Consider the following 16124-nt stretch of genomic DNA (forward strand, 5'->3'; position numbering starts at 1 on the left):
ATTCCGATAGGTCAATAGGTAAACTTTTAGCCTTGCGACATCTTTTTCAGTTATCAAACCACCCCCATCTGGGGCCTGCACCCCAACACTGTGCAGATGCACCACAACGGAGCCACACATGAGCGACACACTGATTCTGGAGCCCACACATTCCGCCGATGCCTGCGTCATCTGGCTTCACGGCCTGGGGGCGGACCGCTATGACTTCCTGCCGGTGGCCGAAGCCCTGCAGGAAGTCCTGGGCACCACCCGCTTCGTGCTGCCGCAGGCGCCGACCCGTGCGGTTACCATCAACGGTGGCTGGGCCATGCCGTCCTGGTACGACATCCTTGCCATGAGCCCCGAGCGCGCGATCAACGAAGCCCAGCTCGAAGAGTCGGCAGAGCAGGTGATGGCTCTGGTGCAGGCGCAGATCGATGCTGGCATCGAGGCACGGCGCATCATCCTCGCCGGCTTCTCCCAGGGCGGCGCCGTGGTGCTGCATACCGCCTTCCTGCGCTGGGACGGTGAGCTGGGCGGTGTGCTGGCGCTGTCCACCTATGCGCCCACCTTCACTGATGAAATGAAACTGTCGGATACACAACGACAACTGCCGGTTCTTTGCCTGCATGGCACGTTCGACGACGTGGTGCTGCCTGCGATGGGGCGCGCCGCCCACGATCGCCTGGCCGCAGCCGGTGTTCCCGTCGGCTGGCGCGACTATCCGATGGCCCACGAGGTATTGCCGCAGCAGATCCGTGACATCGGCGCCTGGCTGGTTGAGCGGCTGCACGGCTGATCCCATCCCCATCAAGGTCCGGTGCGTCGGGGGGTGGGTGGACGTGGTCAACGATGATCGCCATGGCCTGGGCCTGGATGCCCAACTCCAGGCGAAGCTGGAAGCGCGCATGGTGGGTTATTCGATGAAATTCCGCCTGCTGGCCTGAGGCCATCTATACTGGCTTCCGGAAGGTCGTCAGCAGGCGCCTTCCGGTCTCCGCCACTCTGCAATGCATCGATTCCCCTGCCGGGAGCCCTAGGCTCCAGGCTTTTTCATGCGCGCGGGAAAATGTCACGAATGTGTCGCTAATATCGGCAATTGTCGCGCTCCTTACCAATATCCTGCCGTCTGTCGGCCCAGCTTTAGGTGGGTATTGTCAGGTAAAAAGTGTGGGAATACTGTCACACCCGGTTAACACCTGAGACAGGAATCGCCAGCGGTGCCGTCCGCTTCGACTGCCATCCGAGGCTGTTGCAGCCATGAAGCATGTCAACTGGAAAGAAGACGTAGATTTGTTGAGCCGGTTGCGCCTGTTCCAGAACGTCGCCGCGAATAATCTCCAGCAACTGATCAAGGAGTTTCGCGCTTGCGATCTGGACGAGGGTGAAGTCGTGCTGTCGCCATTCAACCGCAATCAGTACCTCTATCTGGTGCTGAGCGGGCGGATGAAGGTCTACCTGGGCTCTCTGGACAACAGTCCGGTGAGCACGGTGGAGCCGGGGGAGTGCGCCGGCGAGATCAGCTTCATCGACAACGATCGTCCGTCTGCCTACGTGGTGGCCAGCGAGCCCACCACGGCGTTGCGCTTGCACCGGCAGTCCCTGATGGGCCTGTTCCAGCATTCGCCGCAATTGATGCAGAACCTGCTGGAGCTGCTCTGCCAGCGGGTCCGCCACGGCAACCAGATCATTCTCGACGCCGAACAGAACGCCAAGGTCGACACCCTGACCGGGCTGTTCAACCGGCGCTGGCTGGAGCACATCTACCAGCGCGAAAGCACCCGCTGCGCCTTCAACAGGCAGCCGATGTCGATGCTCATGCTGGATGTGGATAACTTCAAGGCCTACAACGACCGCCACGGCCACCTGGCCGGCGACTATGCCCTTTGCCTGGTCGCCCACACCTTGCGCAATCAGCTGCGGCCCAAGGACAGCATGGCCCGCTACGGTGGCGAGGAGTTCGTCATCCTCCTGCCGGAAATGGATGGCACAGAGGCCCGCACCATCGGTGAGCGACTGCGGATGAGTCTGGAGCAGATTTCATCCTTCTACTCACCGCTGGGCGTGCTGCCCGGTGTCACCGTCTCCATCGGCCTCGCCGAAATGCACCAGCCCGACAGCCTGCAAGGTCTGATCGCCCGGGCCGACAGCGCGCTCTACCAGGCCAAGCAGGATGGGCGAAATCGCCTGAACGGATAACAGTGAGGGCAGCCGGAACGCCCATATGCGTGCAAATGTCGAGGCGTTGGGGCGTCGAGTACATGGGGTATGTGCCGTGGTTCCGGTGCGCACGAATGAGTGCGCATATTTCCGCGTCTTTCAAACGCCTGTTTGCTAGAGTCGGACGACAACGACACAGCCGGGAAGCTGGACATGCGCAAACTGCTGATCGCTCTAGTGGTGCTGATCCCCGTAGGACTGGGCATCTTCTTCGTTCTGCCTCAACTCATCGACCGCGAGATGAACACGGTGGCCACGCCACCGCCTTACCGCGCCTCCGATTCCGCCGAAAACTTGCACAAGACCCTCTTCATCGCTGACCTGCACGATGACGCGCTGCTCTGGAACCGCGATCTGCTGGTGCGCCATGACTTCGGTCACAGCGATCTGCCGCGCCTGCTGGAAGGGCATGTCGGCCTGCAGGTGTTCTCCACCGTCACCAAGACTCCGCGTGGCCTGAACTACGAAAGCAACGGCGCCGACAGCGACAACATCACCCTGCTGGTCATGGCCCAGCGCTGGCCCAAGGAAACCTGGAGCAGCCTGTTGCAGCGCGCGCTTTATCAGAGCCGGCGGTTGCAGGCGGCTGCCGACCACAGCCAGGGCAAGCTGACCCTGATCCGCAGTCGTGAGGATTTCGCCAGCTACCTCGTCGCCTGGGAAAAGGACCCGAACCGCGTCGCCGCGATCCTCGCCACCGAGGGCCTGCACCCGCTCGAAGGCAAGCTGGAAAACGTCGATCGCCTCTACGACGCGGGCTTCCGCATCGCCGGCCTGACCCACTTCTTCGATAACGAAGTGGGCGGTTCCGCCCATGGCCTGGAGAAGGGAGGACTGACCCCCTTCGGCCGCCGGGTGATCGCCCGCCTGGAAGAGAAGAAGATGCTGGTGGACCTTGCCCACGCGTCCCGCGCCCTGATCGACGACGTGCTGGACATGGCCGAGCGTCCGGTGCTGGTGTCTCACACCGGCGTCGAAGGCACCTGCCCGGGTACCCGCAACCTCACTGACGCCCACATCCAGCGTATCGCCGCCACCGGCGGGGTGATCGGCATCGGCTACTGGGAAACCGCCGTCTGCGACACCTCGGTCAAGGCCATCGTCCGGGCCATTCGCTACACCGCTGACAAGGTGGGCGTGGCGCACGTGGCGCTGGGCTCCGACTTCGACGGTACGGTGCACACGCCCTTCGACACCAGTGGCCTGGCACAGCTGACCCAGGGCCTGCAGGAGGCCGGTTTCAGCGAGGCGGATATCGCCGCCATCATGGGCGGGAACGTCCGCAGGCTGCTCCTGGAGAACCTTCCTTAGTCCACGTCAAGCCCTAAGATGCCCGCGGCACTTCGCCCTGCGGGCATCTTGCTTTACACTGGCGGCCGTTCATTCCTTAACCAATCGACGAGATCACCGTGCTCAAGGCACTCAAGAAGATATTCCGCAAGGGTGAAGAGCCGCAGACCGGCACCACCCCCACAGCTCCAGCCCCCGCCCATACCGAGAAGCAAGAGCGTCCGGCCAAGCCGAAGAAAGCACCGCGCGAAGCAGGCGAGCAGGCCGAAGGCAGCGGTGAACGCGCACCTCGCGGTGAGAAGAAACCCCGCAGCGAAAAGCCCAAATCCGACAAACCGAAGTCCGAAAAGCCGCGCCGGGAGCGTCCCGCCAAGGCCGCCGCGCCTGTGGATAACTGGAAGCTCGAAGACTTCGCGGTGGAGCCCCAGGAGGGCAAGACCCGCTTCCACGATTTCGACCTCGATCCGCGCCTGATGCACGCCATCCACGATCTGGGCTTTCCGTACTGCACCCCGATCCAGGCCCAGGTCCTCGGCCACACGCTGAAGGGCAAGGACGCCATCGGCCGCGCCCAGACCGGCACCGGCAAGACCGCCGCCTTCCTGATCTCCACCATCACTCAGCTGCTGCAGACCCCGCCGCCGAAAGAGCGCTACATGGGCGAGCCCCGTGCGCTGATCATCGCGCCGACCCGCGAGCTGGTGGTGCAGATCGCCAAGGATGCCCAGGCCCTGACCAAGTACAGCGGCCTCAGCGTCATGAGCTTCGTTGGCGGCATGGACTTCGACAAGCAGCTCCGCCAGTTGGAGTCGCGCTTCTGCGACATCCTGGTGGCCACCCCGGGCCGTCTGCTGGACTTCAACCAGCGCGGTGAGGTGCACCTGGACATGGTCGAGGTGATGGTGCTGGACGAAGCCGACCGCATGCTGGACATGGGCTTCATCCCGCAGGTCCGCCAGATCATCCGCCAGACTCCCTACAAGGGCGAGCGCCAGACCCTGCTGTTCTCCGCCACCTTCACCGAAGACGTGATGAACCTGGCTAAGCAGTGGACCGTGGACCCGGCCATCGTCGAGATCGAGCCGGAGAACGTCGCCAGCGAGACCGTGGAACAGCACGTCTACGCCGTGGCCAGCAGCGACAAGTACAAGCTGCTCTACAACCTGGTGGCGCAGAACAACTGGGAACGGGTGATGGTCTTCGCCAACCGCAAGGACGAAGTGCGTCGCATCGAGGAACGCCTGACCAAGGACGGCATCAGCGCCGCCCAGATGTCCGGCGACGTGCCCCAGCACAAGCGCATCAAGACCCTGGAAGGCTTCCGCGAAGGCAAGATCCGCGTGCTGGTGGCCACTGACGTGGCTGGCCGTGGCATCCACATCGACGGCATCAGCCACGTGATCAACTTCACCCTGCCGGAAGACCCGGACGACTACGTGCACCGCATCGGCCGTACCGGCCGTGCCGGCGCCAGCGGCACCTCCATCAGCTTCGCCGGCGAAGACGACGCCTTCGCCCTGCCGCCGATCGAAGAACTGCTGGGGCGCAAGATCAACTGCGAAATGCCCCCGACCGAACTGCTCAAATCGGTGCCCCGCAAGCACCACTGAGGTTCGGTGGAATGAAAAAGGCGAAGCCCGGTGGCTTCGCCTTTTTTGTTTGGGGATGGGCGGGGAGGGGAGACCTGCGGCCTCCTTGGCGATTGAAATCGCCCCTACCGGGAGCAGACCAGGCTGGGCGATGAACCGTCGTAGGGTGGATCACGCTTCACCGATCCACCATCGGGGTCCGGCATGGCGCCGCTGGTGGACAGAAGAGCGCTGTTCACCCTACGGCTTGCTTACGGCCTGGACGAAGGGGATGGGTCGCCTCTCCCTTCAGGGAGGGCTACAGGCTTACAACGCCCCCGCCTTCTTCCACGCCAGATACCGGCTCACCAGCTGCGGCCCCAGTTCGCTGGGGCGGGCGTCCAGCAAGGGCACGCCATGGGCGGCCAGGCGTTCATGGAGGCTGTTGCGCGCATTGAGGTAGTCCACCGTGCCGCAGTAGGCCAGGGCATCTTCGTAGGCCTGCACCGGGGTATGGCGCAGGCTGTCGAGGACTTCTTCCCGCAGGCTCACCACCAGCAGGCGGTGCTGGCGGCCGAGGCGTTTTACGGCGCTGAACAGTTCCGCATCGTCCTCGTCCCGCAGGTTGCTCACCAGCACCACCAGGGCCCGGCGATGCTGGCGGGCCAGCAGGGTGTCGGCGGCCGCGCCGAAGTCGGCCGGGCGCAGGGTGCTGTCCAGGTCGTAGACGCCATTGAGCAGCACATTCAGCTGGGCGGGGCCCTTGACCGGCATGAGGTAGCGGTCGCGCTCGGCGGCGAAGGTGGCCAGGCCCACGGCGTCACCCTGGCGCAGGGCCACGTAGCTGAGCAGCAGGCTGGCGTTGAGCGCGTGGTCGAAGTGCGACAGGTCGCCGTCCTGACTGCGCATGCGGCGGCCGCAGTCGAGCAGGAAAACGATCTGCTGGTCGCGTTCGTCCTGGTATTCGCGGGCGATGGGCGTGCGCTTGCGTGCGGTGGCCTTCCAGTCGACCTGCCGCAGGGTGTCGCCGTCGCGGAAGTCCCGCAACTGGTGGAATTCCAGGCCCAGGCCACGGCGTGGCCGCTGGCGCACGCCAAGTTGGCTGAGCCAGTCGTCCACCGCTTTCAGCTGGGCGCCGTAGAGGCGGGCGAAGTCCGGGTAGACGCGGGCCTCGCCGGGCAGTTCGAGCACGCGCTTGTGGCTCCACAGGCCGAGGGGGCTCGGCAACATCACGTCACAGGCGGGGAAGTGGAAGTGTCCGCGCTTGAGCGGGCGCACCCGGTAGCCGAATTCGGTCCGCTCGCCGGGGTGCAGGGCGACCTGTTGGGGCAGGGGCTCGAACTCCATGGCCGCTGGAACCTGGTCGAACACGCCCACATCCAGCGAGCGACTGTAGGGATGGTGCAGGGTCAGGCGAACTTCGCTCCAGCGGCCCAGCGCCAGGTTCCCCGGCAGCTGCCGTTCCAGCCGTGGCGAGGGCAGGCGGCGCAGCCAGAAAGCATCCAGCAGGGCGAGCAGTGTCAGGGCGCAGAGCAGGCCCCACCAGAGGGCGTCGAACTGCGCCGGCAGCCCGATGCCCAGGGCAGGCAGGGCTCCCAGCAGGAAGGCCAGACCAAGGAGCCCGGCCACCAGCGCCAGCAGTGCGCGGGATGGCTTCATATGCGCGGCGCCGGCACCTGGTCGAGGAGTTGCTGGAGCACCTGGTCCACCGACAGGCCTTCGATATCCAGTTCCGGCGACAGACGCACGCGGTGGCGCAATACCGCCAGGGCGCAGCCCTTGATGTCGTCCGGCAGCACGAAGTCGCCGCCGCGCAGCAGCGCACGGGCACGGCCGCCACGGACCAGGGCGATGGAGGCGCGCGGCCCTGCGCCCATGGCCAGGCCTGGCCAGCTGCGGGTGGCGCGGGCCAGGCGCACGGCGTAGTCCAGTACCTGCTCGTCCACCGGCAACTCGTTGGCAATCTTCTGCAGGGCCATCACGTCGCGGGCCTGGAGCAAGGTGCGCAGGGGCGCGACGTCGAGCATGTCGGCGCGGGCGGAGCGGGTGACCTGGCGCACCAGGTTGAGTTCTTCGCTGGCCGCCGGATAGTCCATGCGCAGCTTGAGCATGAAGCGGTCGAGCTCGGCTTCGGGCAATGGGTAGGTGCCTTCCTGCTCGATGGGGTTCTGGGTGGCCATCACGAGGAAGGGCTGCGGCACTGGCAGGGCGCGACCTTCGAGGGTGACCTGGCGCTCCTGCATCACTTCCAGCAGGGCGGCCTGGGTCTTGGCGGGGGCGCGGTTGATCTCGTCGGCCAGCAGCAGGTTGGTGAAGACCGGGCCCTTGCGCAGCTTGAACTGCTCGCTCTGCATGTCATACACGGCGTGGCCGGTGACGTCGCTGGGCATCAGGTCGGGGGTGAACTGGATGCGCGAGAACTCGCCGCCGAAGCAGCGGGCCAGGGCGCGTACCAGCAGGGTCTTGCCGAGGCCGGGCACACCTTCCACCAGCACGTGGCCGCCGGCCAGGAGGGCGGTGAGCACGTCGTCGATAACCGCTGTCTGGCCGACCACGGCCTTCTGCAGTTCCAGGCGCAGGGCCTGGGCCAACTGGCTGGCGCGCAGGCGCTGGGTGGCGGCCGAAGGTGCGGCGGCGCCAGCGGCTTCGGAGTACGACGGGTCGGAAAGCTGTTCGCTCATAGGGAATTCCTGAGTGTTTGCAGGTGGGCGACCTGGCGGGTGAAGTCGGCGGCGGTGAGTCGCTGCTTGGGCAGCGGTCGCATGGCCTGGCTGATGGCGCCGGGCGGCAGGCGGGTCAGGCGGCCCAGCACCTGCCACTGCTCGGCCACGGGGAGCCGTTCGAATCCGGGATGACGGTGTCGCGCGCGGCGCTGGATGTCCCGCTGCAGGCCTTGCAGCAGGCTGGCCTGGCCGCTGCGGCGGAGCAGGAAGTCGGCGCTGCCGCGCAGGTGTTCTTCCAGTTGCCGGCGGGCCCTGCCGGCGGGTGCCAGCAGCGGGCCCTGGCGCTGGCCGATGTGCCAGAGCACGAGGATGACCAGCAGCGCCAGCGCCACCAGGGCTTCGGGGAAGTTCCGGCCGAGCAGGGTGGCGAGACCGTCGCGCTCGGCGCGGTAGAGCAGGGTGACCGCGCTGTCCTGGGTGAGGTACCAGAGCAGCCAGGCGTTGTCGTATTCGTCGATGTCGCTGTTCTGCCAGATCCAGCCATCGGTCAGCACGGTGACCAGCCCATTGCCGTGATTCAACTGCAGCATGTGGGTGGCCTGGGCGCTGTTGGCCCAGGCATGGGCGCGGTTCTGACTGTCGTACAGGTGGAATTCCGTATCGAAGCTGACGTAGGCGGGAGCCTGCTCATTTTCCAGGTAGAGCTTGGTCAGTTCGGGGAAGGGGTCTTCCTCTTCCTGTTCGGGCTCATCCTCGGTGGCGTCGGCGGGCTGTTCATCGGCCGGGGCGCTGTCTTCCGGCTCCTGGGGCTGGGTGTCTTCTTCCTTTTCCAGGTCCTTGGCTTCGAACTGCTGGACACCCAGGCGGTCCGCCAGCAGGTCGCCGCTCTTGCCGTCCTTTTCCTCGTAAAGGCGTTCGGCGATGAACAACAGGTGGCCGCCCTTGCTTGCCCACTCCAGCAGGCGATCCGCCTGGCGCGGCGTCATGCGTTCGCGGCTGCCGAGCAGCAGCAGGCTGTGGCCGGCACTGGGGAGGTTGTCCAGCACCTCCAGGCCATCGGCGCGGGTCACCTGCAGACCTTGCTGGCGCAGGAAGTGCTCGGCGGCCAGGTAGGGATTGCCCCGAGCTTCGGGGGCGGGGCCGTGCTCGATGGTTTCCTGGTAGGGCTGCAGATGGCCGACGACGTAGATGGCCAGGAGGCCCAGCAGCAGCGCCAGGCCGGCGCCGATGAGAAAACGCGGGCGCAGGGTCATGCCGCAGCTCCCCTGGCGAACAGGCTTCTCCAGCCGTCACAGAGGCCCTGACGCAGTTCAGCGGCGGGCAGGCGGTGGCCATAGGCGAGATTCTGCCAGTGACCGGTGAGGGTCTGGCTGAAGCCTTCCAGCTCGGCATTCTCCAGGTGACGCACCAATTGCAGCACCTCGCCCTCGGTATGGGATTGCTTGAGTGGCAGGCGGAAGTCGTGCAGAAGTCGACTCAGCAGGGCGCGGTAGAGCAGGCCCAATGCCTCGCGGGGCTGGCTGGCCCAGAGGCGTTCGGCTTCGCCGGCAACGTCGTCGGGCAGGCTTTCCGGCGCCAGTTCCAGGCCGAAGAGCACCGTCGGCGCTTCGCGCGGCGCGCGCTGTGGCAGGCCGAGGCGTTCGGCGAAGGCGGCCAGCCAGTCGCGGTACCGCCAGATCAACAAGACGACCAGGCTGAATACCAGGCCCCAGAGCAGCGTCTTGATCACCAGGGCGACGGTGTCCAGGCTCTTTGCGTATTCGGCCAGCTGGAACAGGTTGCGGAAGAACTTGGCCCAGCCTTCAACATCCTCGGGCTTGGGCTGCTGGTCGGCGTCCTGGTCGCCCAGGCGCCAGAGCGTCACGGTTTCGCGGTTCTGGAACGGGGGCGCGTCGAGCAGGGTTGTGATGGCCTGTTTCGCGGCCTTGCCGGTCAGGGCCTGGTGGGTAAGGCGTTCGGCATCGGGGCCGTCGAGGTAGGCCTGGGGTGCGAGGCAGAGTGCCGGGGCTTCGTCCGCCATGGCCTGTTGCGGTATCTGGGTCAGCAACAGGCCCAGGCCCAGCAGCAGGCCGTAGGCGCTGCCGATCAGGCGCTGCCGCAGGCGGCGGAACTGCAGCTCGATGTCCCAGCCTTCCAGGGAGGTGCGGCGGTTGAGGTAGAGGGTGAAGCCGCAGGCGACATACACCGGTTCCCAGACCATCAGCACCAGCACGTAGAGGCTGTTGGACAGGTGCTCAAGCCAGAGCCAGTCGCCCGAAGCCATCTCCAGGAGTTTCTGCCAGTCCCAGTCGATGGCCACCTGCTTGGGCAGCATCAGGTAGAGCAGGGTGGCCAGGCCGAACCAGAGGGCGGACTCCAGGTGCACACCGATCACGGTCAACCACGTGGCGCCACCCGCGTCGCGCTGGCCCAGCACCACCAGCCGCTGGCTGCGCGCCTGGCCTTCAAGCCCTTCGAGTTGCAGCACCGGCAGGTCGAAGCTGCGGGTGGTGCTGAGGCGACGCCAGGTGAGGCTGGCGATCAGCTGCGGTTTTAGCAGGCGCGGGTAGGCGCGAAGCGCTTCCTTGAGACTCGGTGTGTCGTCGAAGAGCGCGCGTGAAAGGATGTACAGCGGCAGCCGTTCATAGGCCGGCTTGAACAGCCAGAAAAGGAAAATTGCCAGGCCCGGGTAGTTCCAGCAGATCAGGGTGAGCAGGCCGAACACCGGCACGGTGATCGCGGCCCAGCTGGCGATCAGCAGGCCGGCGTGACGGCGGGCCAGCATCACGCCGAGGTCCATGGCCTCCCAGGCGCTGCGCGGGCGGATCGCGACGCTGGCATCAGTCAGCCGCATGACGCCTCCTGCCAACGAGGCCGAAATAGAGCCCTACGAGAAGCCAGAGGCCGGCGCCCACCAGGTATTTCACTTGGGGTTCCACCAGGGTCATGGAGGACCAGTAGGCCTCGACGAAGGCGGCGATCAGAAGCAGCAGGATCACGCCAGCCACCAGCTGCACGCTGCGCCCGGCGGCCAGGCGCAGGGCTTCGCCACGGGGCAGGCGGCCCGGCGCGAGCAGGGCCCAGCCCAGTTGCAGCCCGGCACCACCGGAGAAGGCGATGGCGGTGAGTTCGAAGGCGCCATGGCCGATGACGAAGGACCAGAAGGTTTCGCCGAAGCCGATCTGCGTCAGGTGGCCGGCCACCGCACCGATGTGCAGGCCGTTGAAGAGCAGGAAGAACAGGCTGCCGACGCCGAAGAGCAGGCCGCCCGCATAGGTCTGAAAGGCGATGCCGATGTTGTTCATGATGTAGTGGCCGAACATCATCCAGTCATCCCCCGAGTCCCGCTCGCTCATGGGGCCGATGCGCCGGGCGTCCGGGTCGTACATGGACTCCATCGACGACACCTGCTCCGGCTCCAGCACGCTGTAGACCAGGTCGGGCCAGTAGTGCACCAGCAGGCCCATCAGCAGCAGGCTGCCGTAGAACAGCAGGCTGGCGGCGGCGATGCTGCGCCACTGGCTGCGGACCAGGCGCGGGAAGCCGCCGAGGAGAAAGCCCAGCAGGCGCCCGCCCAGGTGGCTGCGATGGCGGTAGAACTGTTGGTGGCCGCGCATGGCCAAGTGCTGGAGCTGATCCACCAGGTGGCTGCTGTAGCCGCGTTCCTGGGCGAGGGCGAGTTGCTGGCAGATCTGCCGGTAGTCGGCGGCGAAGGTCTCGCAGGCGCGGGCGTCGGCCTTGCCTCGCTCGACGAGGTCGAGCTGTTCTGCAAAGGCTTTCCAGCTGGCCTGGTGGCGGTGTTCGAAGAGGTTCTGCTTCATGGCGAATTCGATCCCAGCAGGCCGCGGGCGATGCCATTGATCCGCGCTTGCGCCTGTTCCGGCGGCACTTCCAGGGGCTCGGCCAGGATGGCGGCGAGTTCTTCACGGCGCGCCGGGGACAGGCTGGCCTGGCGCTCGGCGAAGCTGAGCAGGGCGCGCTGGTCGGCAAGGCTCAGGGGAAAGGGCGCGCGCTCCGGTTCCGCATCGGGCAGTTCGGGGCGCTGGGTCTTGTCGTCGCGATAGACCACCAGGCTGCCGGCGGCGATATCCCCGAGGCGCTTGAAGGTGGGGTGTGCCAGGCAACTCAGCGCGCCCAGGGTGTAGGCGAAGGGCAGCAGGTCAACGAAGCGCAGCAGGTTGCGCACCAGGGAGGCTGACCAGCCGATCGGGGTGCCGTCGTCGTGGACCACTCGCAGTCCCATCACCTGCTTGCCTGGGGAGCGTCCCTGGTTGAGCACCTCGAACAGCACCATGTACCACCAGTTGAGCAGGAACATGAGGATCAACCCGAGGCCGAGACCCAGCTGGCCGAGCAGGGCCAGGGCAACGAACAGCAGGAGCATGATGGCGCCGCGGATCGCCAGGTCGATGGTGTAGGCCAGGGCGCGCGGCAGCAGGCCGGCCGGTCGCAGGATCAGGTCGATGCCTTCCGGCGTTTCCACCTGATAGCGGGTATCCAGCGGCTGGGCCTGGGCGTCGGCGGGATGGGAACTGGATCGGGTTGCAGGCATCGGCGGGGCGCCAAGGTGAAAGCCAGATGCTAGCGAGCGCCCGGTGTCCAGGCAACCGGACAAGGGGGTCTCAGCCCGCATGCTGTGAAGGGCGTGGGAATTTCGACAGGGCAGGCAACGCGCGGGCGCGGGCGTGGGGTTCGAATGACGCAGGCATGGGGCAGTCCTTGGCGGGGGCGGTCGTCCAGTGGTGGCGATTCTAGGCGCGCGGAAAAGTGTCCAGCAAGCCGCTGGATAGCGACCTTTCCGACCCGGTTCGTCGCCTTGGCGCAGGTGGGCCGGTGTTAGACTGCCGCCCTCACGAACAAGGGGGCCGCCGTGACATCCAGCATCTTCTGGCACGACTACGAAACCACCGGCATCAACCCGCGCTGTGACCGGCCGCTGCAGGTGGCAGGCATTCGCACCGACGAGGCGCTCAACGAGATCGGAGAGCCGATCAACCTCTACTGCAAGCCCAGCGACGACATCCTGCCCCATCCGGCGGCTTGCCTCGTCACCGGCATCCTGCCCGGCACCCTGGAGGATAAGGGACTGTGCGAGGCGGAGTTCATGCACCGGGTGCACGCCGAACTGGCGCAGCCGGGTACGTGCGGCGCCGGCTACAACACCCTGCGATTCGACGACGAAGTCACCCGTTACAGCCTCTACCGCAATTTCTACGACCCCTATGCCCGCGAATGGCAGGGCGGTAACAGCCGCTGGGACCTGATCGATCTGGTGCGCACTGCCTACGCGCTGCGGCCGGAGGGCATCGAATGGCCGCAGCAGGATGGGCGCGTCAGTCTCCGCCTGGAGCTGCTCACCGCCGCCAACGGCATCGACCACGGACAGGCTCACGACGCGCTGTCCGACGTCCGGGCGACCATCGGCCTGGCGCGTCTGCTGCGTCAGCGTCAGCCGAAGCTGTTCGACTACCTCTATCAACTGCGCAGCAAGCACAAGGTGCAGGAGCAGGTGCGCCTGATGCAGCCGTTGGTGCATATCTCCGGGCGGTTCTCTGGAGAGCGTCACTATCTGGCTGTTGTGCTGCCGCTGGCCTGGCATCCGCGCAACCGCAATGCGTTGATCGTGCTGGACCTGCAATCCGACCCGGCGCCGTTGCTGGAGTTGGATGCCGAGACGCTGCGCGGGCGCCTCTATACCCGTCGCGACGACTTGGCCGAGGGCGAGCTGCCGGTGCCGCTCAAGCTGCTGCACATCAACCGCTGTCCGGTGGTGGCGCCGTTGGCGGTATTGCGCGAAGCGGATCGGCAGCGCCTGGGTGTCGACATGGAGCTCTGCCAGCGTCGTGCCGCGCTTTTGGCCGAGCAGGCCGCCGCCTGGCAAGACAAGTTGCCAGTCATTTACGCGGAAGAGGGATTCGCTTCGGTGGAAGATCCGGAGCAGCAGTTGTACGAGGGCTTTCTCGGTGATCGTGATCGCCGTCTCTGTGAACAAGTACGGCGTGCCGATCCACAACGCCTTTCCAGCGAGAACTGGCCGTTCGACGACCCGCGGCTGCCTGAATTGCTGTTCCGTTACCGTGCCAGAAACTTCCCTGAAACTTTGTCGGAAACCGACCAGTCACGCTGGGTGGAATTCTGCAGAAATCGGCTGAAGACCCCGGAATTCGGGGCGCCTAATACGCTGGAGAGTTTCTTCAAGACCCTGGACGAGTTGCTGGCCAAGACTGCGCCTGCACAACAGGCGGTGTTGCTGGAGTGGCGCCGATATGCCACGGAACTGGGCCGCCGCTATCAGTTGTGATCGCGGCCCGGGAAACTTTTCGAGGTTTTATCGTCGGCAATAAAAAACGCCAGCAGATGCTGGCGTTTTTTATTTCGGAAGGCTTAGCCCAGAATGGTCGACCAACCTTCAACCTCGTCGGCGCCCCACTTGGCTTTCCACTCTTTCAGGGTCTTGTGGTTGCCACCTTTGGTTTCGATGGTTTCGCCAGTGTGCGGGTTCTTGTACTGCTTGACCTTGCGGGCGCGCTTGCTGCCTGCGCCGGCAGCCTTGGCTGCGCGCGGGGCCTTGCTGGTGCGTGCATCGGGATCGAGCAGGGCAATGATGTCGCGCAGGGACTTCTGATATTCACCCATCAGTGCGCGCAGTTTGCCTTCAAACTCCAGTTCTTTCTTCAGCTTGTCGTCCTGGGACAGATTCTTCAGGCGCTCCTGGAGCTCCTTGATGGCTTCTTCCGTTGCCCGGTATTCGTTGATCAGCGACATGTCGGCGTCCCTTGTTGGAATCGTATGGTGACTTGCGTTTGCGAAGTGTCAGCAATAATAGACAGCGCTTAACTGCAAGTAAATAAGCAGGAAAACTTTTGTACGCATTGTTGGCGGCTTCTTTGTCCATATTAGTCCCGTGGCCGCGCACATGCATAATTGTGCCCCGGATACCGCTATATCGGCTGGGGCGGGAGGCCTCTTAGTTGTGCTGGGACGAATTGTTGCGCGACCACCGTCAATCCCTGTCGAGCCACGAGGTTACTGAAGTTTTCTCGCGCTCTGGCTAGAATGGCCGCCTTCGCGAAGTCTCTGGAGTGTTCCCAAATGCGCACATTTCGTCTGGTGATTGCCTGTCCGGACGGCGTCGGCATCGTAGCCAAGGTCAGCAACTTCCTGGCTACCTACAACGGCTGGATTACCGAGGCCAGCCACCACTCGGATAACCAGAGTGGCTGGTTCTTCATGCGCCATGAAATCCGCGCCGATTCCCTGCCTTTCGATCTGGACGGTTTGCGCCAGGCGTTCGCGCCCATCGCCCGGGAGTTCTCCATGGAATGGCGGGTGACCGACTCCGAAGTGAAGAAGCGCGTCGTGCTGATGGCCAGCCGCGAGTCTCACTGCCTGGCCGACCTGCTGCACCGCTGGCACAGCGGTGAACTGGATTGCGATATTCCCTGCGTCATCGCCAACCACGACGACCTGCGCAGCATGGTGGAGTGGCACGGCATTCCTTATTTCCACGTGCCGGTGGATCCGAAGAACAAGCAGCCGGCCTTTGACGAGGTTTCCCGCCTGGTCGAGGCGCACAATGCCGATACCGTGGTGCTCGCCCGCTACATGCAGATCCTCCCGCCGGAACTGTGCAAGCGCTACGCCCACCAGGTGATCAACATCCACCACAGCTTCCTGCCGTCCTTCGTCGGCGCCAAGCCCTACCACCAGGCCTCCCTGCGTGGCGTGAAGCTGATCGGGGCCACCTGCCACTACGTGACCGAAGAGCTGGACGCCGGTCCGATCATTGAGCAGGACGTGGTTCGCGTGACCCACCGCGACAGCGTCGAGGACATGGTTCGCCTCGGCAAGGACGTGGAGAAGATGGTCCTGTCCCGTGGGCTACGCTACCACCTTGAAGACCGCGTACTGGTGCACGACAACAAGACAGTCGTCTTCGACTGATCCCGATGGCGGGCGCCCGCGCTGGTCAACCGGCAGAGGAGCCCGCCCATGCTCAAGTCCATCAAGGTGCGCGATTGCATGACGCGCCACCTGGTGACCTTCAGGTCTGATACCGACCTCTTCCTGGCCATCGATCGACTTCTGGAACACCGAATCTCCGGTGCGCCGGTGGTGGACTCCCAGGGCCACTTGATTGGCATGCTCTCCGAGGGCGATTGCCTGCGTGGCATTCTGTCTGGCGCTTGTCAGGAGGGCGCCGGCGGCAGCGTCAGCAGCTACATGTCCACGCAGCTGGAGACCCTATCCCCGGATGCCGACATCATCGAGGCCTGCCAGCGCTTTCTGCGTGAACGGCGTCGGCGCTTCCCGGTGGTGGAGGACGGCGTGCTGGTCGGCCAGATCAGTCGCCGCGACGTGTTGCGCGCGGTGAAGGCCTTCGCCCAACATGCCTCCGATCAACCCCCGGAAGTCTGAGGACCCG

At 65.1% G+C, this 16124-nt stretch carries 14 protein-coding genes; 7 read left to right on the forward strand and 7 right to left on the reverse strand.

Going from position 1 to position 16124, the window contains the following annotated elements:
• Nucleotides 1-118: 118 nt before the first annotated feature.
• The 4 genes from TQ98_RS04960 (at nucleotide 119) to rhlB (ending at nucleotide 5099) form a co-directional block, all read left to right on the forward strand.
• Nucleotides 119-778, forward strand: coding sequence for an alpha/beta fold hydrolase (locus TQ98_RS04960; RefSeq protein ID WP_044871888.1), 660 nt, complete (start codon nucleotides 119-121; stop codon nucleotides 776-778).
• Nucleotides 779-1239: 461 nt separating this feature from the next.
• Nucleotides 1240-2178, forward strand: coding sequence for a GGDEF domain-containing protein (locus tag TQ98_RS04965; RefSeq protein ID WP_044871887.1), 939 nt, complete (start codon nucleotides 1240-1242; stop codon nucleotides 2176-2178).
• A gap of 174 nt (nucleotides 2179-2352) precedes the next feature.
• Nucleotides 2353-3510, forward strand: coding sequence for a dipeptidase (locus tag TQ98_RS04970; RefSeq protein ID WP_044871886.1), 1158 nt, complete (start codon nucleotides 2353-2355; stop codon nucleotides 3508-3510).
• Between the two features lie 98 nt (nucleotides 3511-3608).
• Complete coding sequence (gene rhlB / locus TQ98_RS04975; protein ID WP_044871885.1) at nucleotides 3609-5099, forward strand: ATP-dependent RNA helicase RhlB; 1491 nt, start codon at nucleotides 3609-3611, stop codon at nucleotides 5097-5099.
• Between the two features lie 285 nt (nucleotides 5100-5384).
• Here the strand turns inward: rhlB and TQ98_RS04980 are convergent, their stop codons facing one another.
• From TQ98_RS04980 to TQ98_RS05005, 6 genes are read right to left on the reverse strand one after another with little or no spacing between them, the layout of a single operon-like run.
• Nucleotides 5385-6716, reverse strand: coding sequence for a DUF58 domain-containing protein (locus TQ98_RS04980; RefSeq protein ID WP_044871884.1), 1332 nt, complete (start codon nucleotides 6714-6716; stop codon nucleotides 5385-5387).
• Entirely contained in the window at nucleotides 6713-7738 is a 1026-nt protein-coding gene (locus TQ98_RS04985) for a MoxR family ATPase (RefSeq protein ID WP_044871883.1), read from the reverse strand. Before TQ98_RS04985 ends, TQ98_RS04980 begins: the two co-directional genes overlap by 4 nt.
• Nucleotides 7735-8973 carry a DUF4350 domain-containing protein gene (locus tag TQ98_RS04990; protein WP_044871882.1) on the reverse strand — a complete coding sequence of 413 codons (1239 nt, stop codon included), beginning with the start codon at nucleotides 8971-8973 and terminating at the stop codon, nucleotides 7735-7737. Before TQ98_RS04990 ends, TQ98_RS04985 begins: the two co-directional genes overlap by 4 nt.
• Complete coding sequence (locus TQ98_RS04995) at nucleotides 8970-10553, reverse strand: DUF4129 domain-containing protein (RefSeq protein WP_044871881.1); 1584 nt, start codon at nucleotides 10551-10553, stop codon at nucleotides 8970-8972. The genes TQ98_RS04990 and TQ98_RS04995 overlap by 4 nt, the downstream gene beginning before the upstream one ends.
• On the reverse strand, nucleotides 10540-11520 hold the full coding sequence (locus tag TQ98_RS05000) for a stage II sporulation protein M (protein ID WP_044871880.1): 981 nt from the start codon (nucleotides 11518-11520) through the stop codon (nucleotides 10540-10542). Before TQ98_RS05000 ends, TQ98_RS04995 begins: the two co-directional genes overlap by 14 nt.
• Nucleotides 11517-12251 carry an RDD family protein gene (locus tag TQ98_RS05005; protein ID WP_044871879.1) on the reverse strand — a complete coding sequence of 245 codons (735 nt, stop codon included), beginning with the start codon at nucleotides 12249-12251 and terminating at the stop codon, nucleotides 11517-11519. The genes TQ98_RS05000 and TQ98_RS05005 overlap by 4 nt, the downstream gene beginning before the upstream one ends.
• Before the next feature lie 318 nt (nucleotides 12252-12569).
• Between TQ98_RS05005 and sbcB the strand changes: the two genes are divergently transcribed.
• Nucleotides 12570-14000: an exodeoxyribonuclease I gene (gene sbcB / locus TQ98_RS05010; RefSeq protein WP_044871878.1), complete on the forward strand. Its 1431-nt coding sequence runs from the start codon at nucleotides 12570-12572 to the stop codon at nucleotides 13998-14000.
• Between the two features lie 83 nt (nucleotides 14001-14083).
• Here the strand turns inward: sbcB and mvaT are convergent, their stop codons facing one another.
• Nucleotides 14084-14464 carry a histone-like nucleoid-structuring protein MvaT gene (gene mvaT / locus TQ98_RS05015; protein WP_044871877.1) on the reverse strand — a complete coding sequence of 127 codons (381 nt, stop codon included), beginning with the start codon at nucleotides 14462-14464 and terminating at the stop codon, nucleotides 14084-14086.
• A 327-nt stretch (nucleotides 14465-14791) separates the two neighbouring features.
• On the opposite strand from mvaT, the gene purU reads away from it, so the two are divergent.
• Together purU and TQ98_RS05025 are read left to right on the forward strand one after the other, a co-directional pair.
• Complete coding sequence (gene purU, locus TQ98_RS05020) at nucleotides 14792-15643, forward strand: formyltetrahydrofolate deformylase (protein WP_044871876.1); 852 nt, start codon at nucleotides 14792-14794, stop codon at nucleotides 15641-15643.
• Nucleotides 15644-15691: 48 nt separating this feature from the next.
• Nucleotides 15692-16117, forward strand: coding sequence for a CBS domain-containing protein (locus tag TQ98_RS05025; RefSeq protein WP_044871875.1), 426 nt, complete (start codon nucleotides 15692-15694; stop codon nucleotides 16115-16117).
• The last annotated feature ends 7 nt before the right edge of the window (nucleotides 16118-16124 follow it).

This window comes from Pseudomonas sp. LFM046, from assembly GCF_000949385.2.
Taxonomy (GTDB): domain Bacteria; phylum Pseudomonadota; class Gammaproteobacteria; order Pseudomonadales; family Pseudomonadaceae; genus Metapseudomonas.

Bases quoted from the DNA above. Each gene is read 5' to 3' on its own strand.
- TQ98_RS04990 (WP_044871882.1), bottom strand. From the start codon at position 8,973: ATGACCCTGCGCCCGCGTTTTCTCATCGGCGCCGGCCTGGCGCTGCTG.
- TQ98_RS05005 (WP_044871879.1), bottom strand. From the start codon at position 12,251: ATGCCTGCAACCCGATCCAGTTCCCATCCCGCCGACGCCCAGGCCCAG.
- TQ98_RS04985 (WP_044871883.1), bottom strand. From the start codon at position 7,738: ATGAGCGAACAGCTTTCCGACCCGTCGTACTCCGAAGCCGCTGGCGCC.
- TQ98_RS05025 (WP_044871875.1), top strand. From the start codon at position 15,692: ATGCTCAAGTCCATCAAGGTGCGCGATTGCATGACGCGCCACCTGGTG.
- TQ98_RS04965 (WP_044871887.1), top strand. From the start codon at position 1,240: ATGAAGCATGTCAACTGGAAAGAAGACGTAGATTTGTTGAGCCGGTTG.
- TQ98_RS05000 (WP_044871880.1), bottom strand. From the start codon at position 11,520: ATGAAGCAGAACCTCTTCGAACACCGCCACCAGGCCAGCTGGAAAGCC.
- TQ98_RS04995 (WP_044871881.1), bottom strand. From the start codon at position 10,553: ATGCGGCTGACTGATGCCAGCGTCGCGATCCGCCCGCGCAGCGCCTGG.
- TQ98_RS04960 (WP_044871888.1), top strand. From the start codon at position 119: ATGAGCGACACACTGATTCTGGAGCCCACACATTCCGCCGATGCCTGC.
- purU (WP_044871876.1), top strand. From the start codon at position 14,792: ATGCGCACATTTCGTCTGGTGATTGCCTGTCCGGACGGCGTCGGCATC.
- TQ98_RS04980 (WP_044871884.1), bottom strand. From the start codon at position 6,716: ATGAAGCCATCCCGCGCACTGCTGGCGCTGGTGGCCGGGCTCCTTGGT.
- TQ98_RS04970 (WP_044871886.1), top strand. From the start codon at position 2,353: ATGCGCAAACTGCTGATCGCTCTAGTGGTGCTGATCCCCGTAGGACTG.
- mvaT (WP_044871877.1), bottom strand. From the start codon at position 14,464: ATGTCGCTGATCAACGAATACCGGGCAACGGAAGAAGCCATCAAGGAG.